Annotated in this window: 10 protein-coding genes; all 10 read left to right on the top strand. The window is 28.3% G+C overall.

Annotation, left to right across the window (positions count from 1 at the left end; translation table 11 throughout):
• The coding region (locus RWY47_RS15245; RefSeq protein ID WP_316030363.1) for a S8 family peptidase at positions 1–1,937 on the top strand (1,937 nt) is incomplete at its 5' end.
• Positions 1,938–1,952: 15 nt separating this feature from the next.
• Positions 1,953–3,638 carry a bile acid germinant receptor pseudoprotease CspC gene (cspC, locus tag RWY47_RS15240; RefSeq protein ID WP_150843093.1) on the top strand — a complete coding sequence of 562 codons (1,686 nt, stop codon included), beginning with the start codon at positions 1,953–1,955 and terminating at the stop codon, positions 3,636–3,638.
• Positions 3,639–3,740: 102 nt separating this feature from the next.
• Positions 3,741–4,427, top strand: a complete 687-nt coding sequence (locus RWY47_RS15235) for a hypothetical protein (protein WP_316030362.1) — start codon at positions 3,741–3,743, stop codon at positions 4,425–4,427.
• A gap of 124 nt (positions 4,428–4,551) precedes the next feature.
• On the top strand, positions 4,552–5,094 hold the full coding sequence (locus RWY47_RS15230) for a hypothetical protein (RefSeq protein WP_150842004.1): 543 nt from the start codon (positions 4,552–4,554) through the stop codon (positions 5,092–5,094).
• A gap of 154 nt (positions 5,095–5,248) precedes the next feature.
• Positions 5,249–6,322, top strand: a complete 1,074-nt coding sequence (locus RWY47_RS15225) for a uroporphyrinogen decarboxylase family protein (RefSeq protein ID WP_150842003.1) — start codon at positions 5,249–5,251, stop codon at positions 6,320–6,322.
• A 13-nt stretch (positions 6,323–6,335) separates the two neighbouring features.
• Positions 6,336–7,013, top strand: coding sequence for a corrinoid protein (locus RWY47_RS15220; protein WP_021431442.1), 678 nt, complete (start codon positions 6,336–6,338; stop codon positions 7,011–7,013).
• A gap of 1 nt (position 7,014) precedes the next feature.
• Complete coding sequence (locus RWY47_RS15215; RefSeq protein ID WP_148550048.1) at positions 7,015–8,034, top strand: methylcobamide:CoM methyltransferase MtbA; 1,020 nt, start codon at positions 7,015–7,017, stop codon at positions 8,032–8,034.
• Positions 8,035–8,045: 11 nt separating this feature from the next.
• Positions 8,046–9,842, top strand: coding sequence for an ASKHA domain-containing protein (locus RWY47_RS15210; RefSeq protein ID WP_150842002.1), 1,797 nt, complete (start codon positions 8,046–8,048; stop codon positions 9,840–9,842).
• 11 nt (positions 9,843–9,853) lie between these two features.
• Positions 9,854–10,768, top strand: coding sequence for a GTP-binding protein (locus RWY47_RS15205; protein ID WP_224171140.1), 915 nt, complete (start codon positions 9,854–9,856; stop codon positions 10,766–10,768).
• Between the two features lie 8 nt (positions 10,769–10,776).
• Positions 10,777–11,644: uroporphyrinogen decarboxylase family protein (locus RWY47_RS15200; protein WP_224171141.1), on the top strand; the 868-nt coding region annotated here is incomplete at its 3' end.

Below are 11,644 nucleotides of genomic sequence, written 5' to 3'. Positions count from 1 at the left end.
ATATTATAGACCCTTCAAATTTAAAATTCCAAGATATAGATATAAATTCCAAAGAAAAGAAATTTCAAATTAAAAATAATAAATTAAAGGTAAGCACAAAAGAAAAAAATGAAATAAATATAACTTTAAAATCAGAAAACTTTATAAAAAATGGAACTTGGAACTTAAAACTTAATGAGTATAATAAAAGTAAATATATGGAAACTTTATTTAGATCAAATGAAAAAATAGAAAATAATGTAGAAGATAGAGATTTTCCCAAAGCATATATAGATTCAAATAAATTTGAACCAGTATTTGTTATATATTATTATCCAAAGTATGAAGAACAGTTAAAAATGTTAGAAAATATATTTAAATTTTACAAATTATCAGATGGAATGGGAATTCTATTTGTGCAAAAAGATAGATTTAGTGAGATAGGGAAATTATATTCCTTTAGATTTATATATAAAATGCAAAAATATGCAAAAATGGTTCAACTAACTAATATATCTCAAGGAATAGAAAATGGATATACTGCAAACGAGGAAATAGGTGCTAACTATTTTAAGACAAATCCAAATATAAATCTTGATGGAAAAGGTGTAGTGATAGGCATTGTAAACTCAGGAATAAACTATTTACATCCAGACTTTATATATCCTGACGGTACTTCTAAAATTTTATATCTATGGGACCAAACAAAAGACGGAAAGCCTCCAGAAGGATTTAGTATAGGGACAGAATACACTAGAGAGGAAATAAATAAAGCAATAGCTGAAAAAAATCCTAATTTATCTACTGATGAAGAAGGAATAGGAACTGCCTTAGGGGGAATATGTGCTGGACTAGGAAATTCTAATAAAGCTTATGCTGGAGTTGCAGAAGGGTCTGATTTAATAGTTGTTAAATTAAAAAAAATAGATGGGTTTTATAATAATGGAACTTTTTTAAGTGGGATAGACTACAGTTATAAAAAAGCGAAAAAATTAGATATGCCAATAGTTCAGAATATAACTTTAGGAAGTAATAATTTGCTTTCTCCAGGAATTGGATTTATGGATAATGATTTATTTTATGAATATAGAGTATGTGAAGTTGCGGGAGCAGGAAATGAAGGAAGTGGAAGAACTCATACAATGGGAAAAATAAACTTTACTGGAGAAGTTAAAGATATAGAAGTCGAGGTAGCGGAAGACGAAGAAGAAATAGCTATTGATATATGGGTAGATAAGCCAGATAAACTAACTGTATTAATTATATCCCCGTCAGGTGAAGAAAGTAAGACAGCAAGGGTATCAAATTTAAATGTACTAGAAGGCTTATTTGACCTAGAAAATACATATTATTCTATATGGTCAACGTATCCATTGTATTACTCAGGCCAGCAAATAACATTAATAAATCTAGAAGGTGCAAGTAAGGGAATTTGGAAGATAAGATTGATAGGAGAATCTATAACAAGTGGCAATTATCATGTTTATTTACCTAATTATTTATTGCTAAAACCTGGAACTAAATTTAGAGAAGGAAATCCAAATTACACATTAACATATCCATCTGTATATAAGGACTCTGTTTGTGTAGGAACTTATGATAGTTTAAATTCGGGAATGTGGACAGAATCGTCAAGAGGACCAGTAATTGGAACAATAGGAAGGGTTGAAAGTCCAGACTTAGTAGCTCCAGGGGTAAATATAATAGCACCATATGGAAATGATAAATATGCATTAGTAACTGGAAGCGGAGTTGCATCATCATATACAGTTGGATGTATTGCTCTAATAATGGAATATGTACTTTTCAAAGAAAATTATAAAGATAAAGCTGTAGTACAAAAAATAAAAACATACTTAAGAGCTGGAGCTAAGAGAGATAGTAAAATAAGTTATCCAGATTCAAGCTATGGATATGGTGTCTTAGATATAAAAAATACTTTTGATCAAATTAAATAGTTAAGGGGTGATTATTTGGATTTATCATACATTGCTATATATAATGGAAATGAGGAAGAGCTGAAAAATCAGTTAAGCCAAAATAATCTAAATAATTATATTATTTTAAATAAAAAAGCTGTTGCCATATATGTTGATAAAAATTTTGATGAAGAGATTTTCCAAAAAATTGGATGCATATATGATTGGGGCATATCTACTCATATGAGTTCACTTATAGAAATAAATTTAGATAGTAAAAATGGAAAATCAGCAAGAGCTATTTCGGGCACTGATTATATTGATAAAAATCCATATATAAATCCAACAGGAAAAGATACCATTATTGCAATTATAGATTCGGGAATAGACTATATGCACCCTGACTTTATAAAAAAAGATGGAACTTCAAAAATAATATCTATTTGGGACCAAAGCTCTAATAAAGGAAATTCACCTGAAGGGCTAAATTTTGGAAGTGAGATTACAAGAGAACAGATAAATGAATATATTGCTAAAAACGATGCTAGCTTAACTGAAGATAAAATTGGTACAGGAACACTAGCAGCTGGTATTGCTGTTGGTTTAGGAAATGAAAACTCAGCTTATAAAGGAATTGCAATAGATAGTGATTTAATAGTAGTTAAACTAAGAGAAGAAGTAGGTGTATATAAAGAGGGTAGGATAAGTTATGCGCTTAGTGATTTTTTAGCAGGAATTAAATATGTTACTGATAGATTGAAAAAGTATCAAAAAAACATGGTTATAAATTTAACTGTGGCAAGTAAAAGTGAAGGAGTTGTTGAAACTACACTCTTAGAATCTTTTGATAGCTTAACTATACCTGGGGTAATTATTGTATGCGGATTAGGAAATGAAGGAAATACAGATACTCATTATAGGGGAAATATAAACAGTGTTAATGAAGTTGTAGATATATTAATTCAAGTTGGAGAGCAGAAGAACTTAGATATCATAGCATCCTGTGTTGGGCCGGATAAAATAAGTGCGTCTTTAATATCTCCATCAGGAGAATTAAGCTATGATATCAAATACTCACCAGATAGATTTATATATAAAGGACGATTTAATATAGAAAAAACTAATTATGAAATGCGATTTTTATATCCTTGGCTTAAATCGGGAACAGAAGAAGTTGTAATAAATTTAAAGGACGTAAAACCAGGTATTTGGACTTTAAGGTTAAAACCGGAATTTTTAATATCTGGAGAATTTGATGTATTTTTACCAAATAAAAATTTGTTAGATAAAGATACAAGGTTTATAAATTCAAATTCATTTTCTACAACAACATGGTTTGCATCAACTGAAAATGTATTATCAATTGGAGCATTTAACAATAATACTGATAGTATATGGATTCAATCTTCAAGAGGAACATTGAATCAAAACCCTTTAAAACCAGACATAGTAGCGCCTGGTGTAGATATAATCGGACCGTATAAAAATAATAAATATGCAAGTGGAACTGGGACTGGGATAAGTAGCTCTATTGTTAGTGGGGTTGCATCTGTTTTAATGGACTATATAAGCTCTCAAAGCGAACTTGGAAGAAACTTATTATTTACAGAAGTAATAAAAACATATTTAATGATAGGAGCAGATAGGCAAGATATATATAGTTATCCAAATGTTAACTTGGGGTATGGAGTTTTAAACTTTAAAAAAACTATGGAAAATATAGCAGACAATTTAAGATAATAAAGTGTTTGAATATTAAAATTAATATTCAAACACTTTATTTTTTTTAGATAAGGGTATTATATATAAAAAGAATACAACATTAAAGGGAGCGTTAAGAGGATGCGAAATAAAAAACGAAAAATTTTTTTAGGAGTGATAATTTTTTTTACATTATCTTCCTTCATGCTATTTTCTATAAAAAAGTTAGATACACAGAGCAAGCAACAAGTTAAAAAAATAGAAAATAGTGAAGATAAAGTTAAAAATACAGAAGAAAAAAATTTAACTTTCTTTAGAGACATAGCTGGAGTTAAAGCAACAAATGTAGAGCTGATAGACAATCCAGTAGGTGTAAAAGGTGAATTTTCAGTGCCTGAAAAATCTATTTTAAATGGAATAAATTACTTTTTAAAAGAGACAAAAAATGAAAAAATAAGTAATGTAAATATACATATAGAGAAGCAAGGAATAATTGCAAAAGTTGATTACAAAGTAAATAAAAGTATAACAACTCCAATTGAAGTTAAGTTTTTGCCAATTGTAGATAAAAGTAATAATTTGATTTTAAATATTAAAGAAGTTAAATTATTAGATTTGAAGTTATATGATTGGGTAGTTGACATAGCATTGAAAAGTTTCATAAAAGATTGGTTTTCTAAAGATAGCAATATAAATGTTAAATTTGAAAAAGGAAATGTCATAATTGATAAAAATAATTTTAAGGGAGTTATGTTAAAAAATATATCTTTAGAATCAAAAGGTGTAAAAATAAATATGATTATAGATTTTAATTATATCAATAATTAAAAATTCAATAAAAATAAAAAATACTATATTCAAATTTGAGTATAGTATTTTTTATTTTTTAGAATATATATTTTTTTTATGAAGAAAATACATAATATATAAGAAAAATTTTAGGAGGACTACGATGAAGAACAATGCATCTAGATTCATATCAATTTTTATTGCTACCATCATGTTGCTAACAATAACATCTTCAACGATATATGGAGTTGATAAAAGCTATAAAATTTCTTCAGCTCCACCTCAAATAAGCAAGGAATTAAAAGGGACAGAAGAATTAATAAAATATTTTAATGAAATAAAAAGAATAAGAAATAACATGAATACGATAAGTATTAATGCTGAAACAGCTAAGCAAAAATCAGATACTATACAAAAACAAATCACATCATATTCATCAGAGCTAAAGACAATTTTAAACCTATTAGCTAGGTTTAAAGTTGTATATAAAGATTCACCATCTGATTTATTTGTGGCTAATCAAATTGAAATAGTTGCATTTATATTAGATTCGTCATTGCAACAACAATCGCTTTTAGTAGAGAGATTAGCCCATGGAGAAGCTACAGACTTGTTTTTTTCTGAGTATTTGGTAAGTATATATTACTATTTAAACATAGCAGATGAAATGATAAATTATCTCGAAAGATTTTATGGTATTAAATAGATGAGGGAATATCTAACTTTTTAAGTTAGATATTTTTTTGCATATTGATAATATCGATATATTAGTTTTTAAGTATCGATATTATCAATTTGTAGAAAATTAACATATATTGTAATATGGATATGTAATATTTAATAGATAAAGAGGTATAGCTATGGAATATAAAATTAATAAAGATCAAATGACGCCAAAAGAAAGAATGGAAGCTTTCTCTAAGGGAGAGCCAATGGATAGGATTTTATGTTCACCTTTTTTAGGTGAAAGTGTGTCATCTATATTTGGGCATACAATATATGAATATAATCACTCAGTAGATGCACTTGTAGATGTTGCAGTAGGAAGTTATGAACTATTTAGACCAGATAGTATAGGTTTTGGGCCAGGCTTACAAGGTATACCAGAGGCTATGGGGAGTGAAGTTACATTTCCAACACATAATACCCCTTATATAAGTAAATCTGCTATAAATGATTATAGCGAAATAGGAAAATTAAAGCCTATAGATCCATATAAAGACGGAAGAATAAGATATTTCTTGGAAGCTTTAAAGATCACTCAAGATAAATTAAATTCAGTAGTTGGAGTTGGAACTTCTGTTGGAGGTCCATTTACTACAGCTTCTTTTTTAAGAGGAACAGATAAATTTTTAAGAGATTTAACTAAAAATAAAGATCAAGCTCATGAATTATTAGAGCTTTCAACTCAGAGTGTTATAAATTATATAGATGCAGCATGCGACATTGGGCTGGCACCAAGTTTAGCAGAGCCAAATGCATCATGTACTATGATAAGTGAGAAAAACTTTGTAGAATTTGCAAAACCGTACTTAAAAAGATGTATGGATAGAATTGTTGAAAGAACTGGAAGTGGAACAACTTTACATATATGTGGAAAAACTAAAAAAGTATGGGGACATATGGTAGATATCGGAATATCTAATTTAAGTTTAGATAATGTAGATGATATTGGAGAATTAAAAGAGGCTTATGGGGATAAGGTTTGCTTAATAGGTAATGTTGACCCTGTTGAAACTATAATGAGAGGTAGCATAGAGGATATATATAATGAAGCTAGAGAATGTATAAAAAAAGCTCACGATAGTAAATGTGGATTTATATTAAGTACAGGGTGTGATGTTCCAATAGGAACTGATCCTAAAAAAATTATAGCACTTATGGATGCTGCCAGAATATTTGGAGCATACCCAATTAATATAAAAAATTTATAGGGGGAATATAAACATGGAAAACTTAAAAGAATCTTTATTAAATAAATTAGCTTCATGTGTACTTGAAATGGAAGATGAAGAAATTATAGATGTAGCAAATGAATATATAGAAAATGATTTTGATGCATACGAAGGTATATCTAAAGGGTTAGCATCAGGCATGGAAGAAGCTGGAAAACTATATGAAGAAGAAGAGTATTATATACCTGAATTACTTTTATGCTCAGATGCAATGTATGAAGGAATTAATATATTAAAACCACGCTTACAAAAACATCAAACAGGAGAACATTATAGAGCTGTAGTAGGTGTTGTTGAAGGGGATACTCATGATATAGGTAAGAACTTATTTAAAATAATGTTAGAAACTTCAGGATTTGAAGTTTTTGATTTAGGAAGAGACGTTCCTCCAATAGATTTTATAAACAAAGCAAAAGAAATTAATGCTGATGTGGTAGGAATGTCTACTCTTATGACAACTACAATGGATAACATGCAGGTAGTAATAGACTTATTAAAAGAAGAAAATATGCGTGATGATGTAATTGTCATGGTAGGTGGAGGGCCTATATCACAAAGTTTTGCAGAGCAAATTGGAGCAGATGGATATGCTCATGAAGCTTCTAAAGCGGTAAAACTTGCAAAAGATTTAGTAGATAAAAAAAGAGCCACAGTTAAAGAGGTGGTATAAAATGAACCCAAAAGAGCGACTGTTTAAAGTTTTAAAAAAAGAAAATGTAGATAGACCCCCATGCATATGTCCTGGGGGCATGATGAATATGATAATTGAAGATGTTATGGATATAGAGGGTGTAACTTGGCCAGAAGCTCATTTGAATCCAAAAATGATGGCTGACTTAACACAAGGTATGTATAAAAACAAAGCATTTGAAAATTTTGGAGTTCCATTTTGTATGACAGTAGAAGCTGAGGGTATGGGAGCTACTGTGTATATGGGAACTAAGAATACAGAACCTAGAGTAACTGAATATCCGATTATGTCTAGTGAAGAATATAAAAAATTAACAAATATAAATGTTAATGAAGGAAGAGCAAAAGTAGTCGTAGATGCTATTAAGATATTAAAAGAAAGAAATGAAGATGTTCCAATAATTGCAAATTTAACAGGACCAGTTAGCTTGGCATCATCACTACTTGAACCTATGATATTTTTTAAAGAAATAAGAAAAAAACCTGAAATGATTCATGAACTTATGAACTTGGTAACTGATAACCTTATAGTTTTTGGAAAAGCTCAGCTTGAAGCAGGTGCGGATATCTTAACAATATCAGACCCTAGTGGTACAGGAGAAATATTAGGTGCTAAAAACTTTAATGAATTTGCAGTTCCGTATTTAAATAGAATAATAGATGAATTAAAAGAATATGCAAATGGGGGAACTATAATACATATATGTGGAAGGTTAAAAAGCATATATAAAGAGTTAAATTCATTACATAGCGATGCAATTAGTTTTGACTCAATAACTAGTGTTAAACAAGTTATTGAAAATGTATCAAATAAAGCAATTATGGGAAATGTAAGCACTTTTGCACTTGAAAATAGTGATACAGAAAGTTTAAAAACTATGTGCGATTCATGTTTAAAAAATGGAGTAGATATAATATCTCCAGCTTGTGGAATAGGAGTAAGAACTAAATTAGATAATATACAAGTTCTATTAGAATGTACAAAAAATTATAGCAGATAAAGAGGGATTTTATGAGTCTTTTATATGATGGGGACAAAAGTTATAAATTTGAAGTTGGGAGAAATCTTTTAGATATAATACAAAGTAATAACTTAGGTATGGAAAGTCCTTGTGGTGGAAAGGGGCTATGTGGAAAGTGTAAAGTTAAAGTTTTAAGTGGAAATATTAATCATTTAACTAATGAAGAATTTAAATTTTTATCTAGAGATGAAATTGATAATAAAGTAAGGTTAGGATGTTTAGTTTATCCTCAAGGTGATATACACATAGAATTTTTAGATAAAAAAAATACAAATCATAAGATATTATCAGATGGCTACATGCCAAACTTTGAAAAAAATCCACTACTTAGAAAAGAAGTATATGATATAGAAAAGCCTACTCTAGATAATAACATACCTTATGAAGAAATACTTGAAAAACATTTTAAATGTGATTTTAAAGATGATTACTACTTATTGAAAGATATTCCTAATATATTTGAATGTGACAAATGTACAGGTGTGTATATAGGTGAAAAATTAATAGGAATAGAAGTAAATGATACACAGGATAAACTATATTCAGTTGCTATAGATATTGGAACAACAACTGTGGTTTGTTCATTAATTGATGTTAAAAATAAATGTGAAATAAGTTCTGAAAGTGAAATAAATCCACAAAAAGAATATGGATTAGATGTTTTATCTCGTATTCATTTTATCAAGAACAAAGAAAATGGATTAGAAACTTTACATAAATTAATTATAAATTGCATAAATGATTTAATAAAAAAACTATGCATCAAAAACTCTATAAATGAATCTAATATATATGAAGTTTCAATAGCTGCAAATACAACTATGATGCATGTATTATTAAATATTAATCCTATATCTATAGGGAAATCTCCATATTCACCTACGTTTGTGAAAAGTAAAAATATTAGAGCTAAAGACTTGGGTATAGAAATATCTAAGTTTGGAAGCGTGTATTTACTTCCAGGCGTATCTAGTTATATAGGGGCTGATATTGTAGCCGGTGTGTGTGTTAGTAACTTAAAAGAGACAGATAAAAATGTATTATTTATAGATATAGGTACAAATGGAGAAATGGTTTTATCTAAAAAAGGTGAATTGGTATCTTGTTCATGTGCAGCTGGGCCTGCGTTAGAGGGTATGAATATTAGCTGTGGAATGAGAGCTGGAGATGGAGCTATTGAAAATATTAAAATTGGAAATGAAATAAGTATCAATACTATAGGAAATCAGCGACCTGTAGGAATATGTGGAAGTGGAATTGTTGATGCAATTAGTGAATTAGCAAGAGTGAAGCTTATAGGAAAAACAGGCCGTATAGCAAAAAAAGATGCTGTGAAAGATAATGAAATAATAAGTCACTTAAGTGAGTACATAGTAGATGAAAATAAAAAGAGACGATTTATAATATCTAAACTTGATAAGGAAATATCTATAACTCAAGAAGACATAAGACAAGTTCAACTTGCTAAGGGGGCTATTTTGTCAGGCATATACGCATTGGCAGATCAAGTTAATATGGAAATAAATGAATTAGATGAAGTAATAATAGCAGGGCAATTTGGTAAACACCTAAGCATAGAAAGTTTAGTGGGCGTTGGTATAATACCAAAAGAGCTTAAAGATAGGATAACATACATAGGTAATTCTTCAAAAACAGGAGCTATTATGAGTTTATTATCTAAGGATATTAGAAAAAATATGGATTTTATAGCAAGCGATATAAATTATTTTGAACTATCTACAAAAGAAGGATATGAAAGATTATTTACAGACTGCTTAAAATTTTAAAAGGTGATTAAATGATAAAAATAGATATAGTCTCTGGATTCTTAGGTTCTGGAAAAACTACGCTTATAAAAAAAATGTTAAATGATAATAAGAATGAAAAAATTGTAGTTTTAGAAAATGAATTTGGACAAATAGGAATAGATGGAGAACTTATAAAAAAAGATGGACTAGAAGTTATAGAACTTCAAAATGGATGTATATGTTGCAGTATAAAATTAAACTTTAAAAACACTATAGAGGAAATTATAGAAAAACTTAGTCCTGATAGAATAATAATAGAGCCAACTGGAGTAGGATTGCTAAGTGAAATATTAGTAATGCTTAATGATAAAAAGCTTAAAAAATATTTAAAGCTAAATTCTATAATTACTGTAGTAGATGGAGTTAATTATTTCGATTATATAGATAATTTTGGTGAGTTTTATGAAGACCAAATAAAAAATGCCAAGACAATAATAATAAGTAAATCTCAATTTATAGATAATGAAAATTTAAATCGTGTAATTAACTCATTGAAAAATATAAATGAAAACTCATATATAATATATGAGGATTGGAATAGTGAAGAATTTTATAAAGCAATTAAAAACATTAATGAGTTAGCTCACTTTAGGGATGAAGATATAAAAAAAATAAAAACTAAAGATATAAGTGAAAGCATGAAAGAAATCTCATCTATATCTTTAATGCCTATTAAAACATACTCTACAAAAGATATAGAAAAAATCTTTGGAATTTTAGAAACAGAGTCTTTAGGTAAAATAATAAGATGCAAAGGTTTTGTAAATAATGGGAATAGTCTGTTGGAGTTCAATTATGTAAATGGAAAATATGACATTAATAAAAGTTATTTAAAAATTTGTCCTAAACTTTGTATAATAGGAACAGAGCTAAAGATTGAAAAATTAAAAAAGACTTTTATATAGGGGGAAATATGAAAAAATTAGAGTTTAAATGTGATCAGATAGATAATGAAAATATCCCACTAGAGATAATAAACGGTTCTAATTTAAGTTTTCCTAATTTACATAAAAATGCTAATGATATAGCATACATATCTAGAAGTTTAAAAGATTATAGAAAAGATAGTATTTGTAAGTTGCCATTTTGTACTACAGTAGAGGCTGAAGCTTTTGGTGCAAGTATAAACTTAGGAGATGAAAAAAACTGTCCTAGGTCAAAAAATTATGCATTTTCTAGTTTAGAAGAATTATCTAAATTAGATAATATAGATTTTGACAGAGGAAGGATAAAAGAAGTATTAGAATCAATAAGTATACTAAGCTCAAAAAATGAAATAGTAACTTTGAATGTTTGCGGACCTATGACAATTATCTCTTTGCTTGTAGACTTAAAGTATTTTTATAAAGGGGTTAGAAAGAACCTTGATTGTATAGATAAGTTAATGAATATTATTGAGGATAATATAGTTAATTATATAGTTAAAGGATATGAAAAAGGAGCTAAGATAATATCTTATAGTGACCCAGTAGGAGATATAAATATTGTTGGTCCAAAAGTATATGAAGAAGTAGTTAGTGAAACAACTATAAATATATTAGAGAGAGCCTCAGCATGTATTGGAGAAGGTATAATACACATATGTGGGAAGATATCTTCAGCACTTTTTAATTTAAACAAATGTAAATTTACAAAATTTGAATATGAAAGCGATTTAACTTATGGAGAAGCTATCTGTAATATGATAGAAAGTAAAAAAGTTAAGATTATAGGAAACAATTGTATGAAAAGGACTCAATATAATTTAAAAAATTCACAAATTTATATAGTAGATATTAATT

The organism is Paraclostridium sp. MRS3W1, assembly GCF_032465715.1.
In the GTDB taxonomy this organism is placed as follows: domain Bacteria; phylum Bacillota; class Clostridia; order Peptostreptococcales; family Peptostreptococcaceae; genus Paraclostridium; species Paraclostridium dentum.
The sequence above is the reverse complement of the archived record's forward strand: the minus strand, read 5'-3'. Positions and strand labels throughout refer to the sequence as shown.

Coding starts and splice junctions, on each gene's coding strand:
- RWY47_RS15235 (WP_316030362.1), top strand. CDS start 3,741: ATGCGAAATAAAAAACGAAAAATTTTTTTAGGAGTGATAATTTTTTTT.
- RWY47_RS15230 (WP_150842004.1), top strand. CDS start 4,552: ATGAAGAACAATGCATCTAGATTCATATCAATTTTTATTGCTACCATC.
- RWY47_RS15225 (WP_150842003.1), top strand. CDS start 5,249: ATGGAATATAAAATTAATAAAGATCAAATGACGCCAAAAGAAAGAATG.
- RWY47_RS15205 (WP_224171140.1), top strand. CDS start 9,854: ATGATAAAAATAGATATAGTCTCTGGATTCTTAGGTTCTGGAAAAACT.
- RWY47_RS15215 (WP_148550048.1), top strand. CDS start 7,015: ATGAACCCAAAAGAGCGACTGTTTAAAGTTTTAAAAAAAGAAAATGTA.
- RWY47_RS15220 (WP_021431442.1), top strand. CDS start 6,336: ATGGAAAACTTAAAAGAATCTTTATTAAATAAATTAGCTTCATGTGTA.
- RWY47_RS15210 (WP_150842002.1), top strand. CDS start 8,046: ATGAGTCTTTTATATGATGGGGACAAAAGTTATAAATTTGAAGTTGGG.